This window comes from Streptococcus sp. HMSC077D04, from assembly GCF_001808785.1.
GTDB lineage: Bacteria > Bacillota > Bacilli > Lactobacillales > Streptococcaceae > Streptococcus > Streptococcus mitis_BX.
Window position 1 is genome coordinate 1 of record NZ_KV794440.1, and the last position, 549, is coordinate 549.

At 36.6% G+C, this 549-nt stretch carries 2 pseudogenes; both read left to right on the forward strand.

Annotation, left to right across the window (positions count from 1 at the left end):
• Window positions 1-264: pseudogene (locus HMPREF2701_RS11155) on the forward strand (hypothetical protein); the annotation flags it as partial.
• A 3-nt stretch (window positions 265-267) separates the two neighbouring features.
• Window positions 268-549: pseudogene (locus HMPREF2701_RS11265) on the forward strand (hypothetical protein); the annotation flags it as partial.

Consider the following 549-nt stretch of genomic DNA (forward strand, 5'->3'; position numbering starts at 1 on the left):
CATCTCACTCAAACTTTTAATACAACTGGTGAAGTAGTTAGTGGTGCTTTGAAAACAACTGGTGAGGTAGTTGGTAGTGCTTTTAATTGGGTTGTAGAGCATCCAGGAGAGGCTATTGTCGCAGCTGCTGCTGTAGTTGGTACTGTAGCGTTTGCCCCTGAAATTATTGCTTTGTTGGCCGCTGTGGGTTCTGTAAAACTACTATGGGGAGCAGTAGCTAGTACTCTTATTGGAATAGCCATTTTTAATGATAAAGGGGAATAATATATGAAATTGATTGAAAAAATAGTAAGTAGGGCGACAGAGAATATTCTTCTACAAATTGAGACTATTAGTCAGTTAAGTTATATTATATCAATGATTATAGGAGCATTAGCAATTTTTTTAGAACGTCAACCTGAAACAAAACGGTGGGGTTTAATACTCGCTTTACTGATGCTACTTGTAGTCATCTGGATCTTATACCTACGTTTTGTCCTAAGCAAAGTTATTGTTCTAGTGTTACATGATTCTATTGATCTTAAGCTCTATGTAGACATGTTAAGAGTT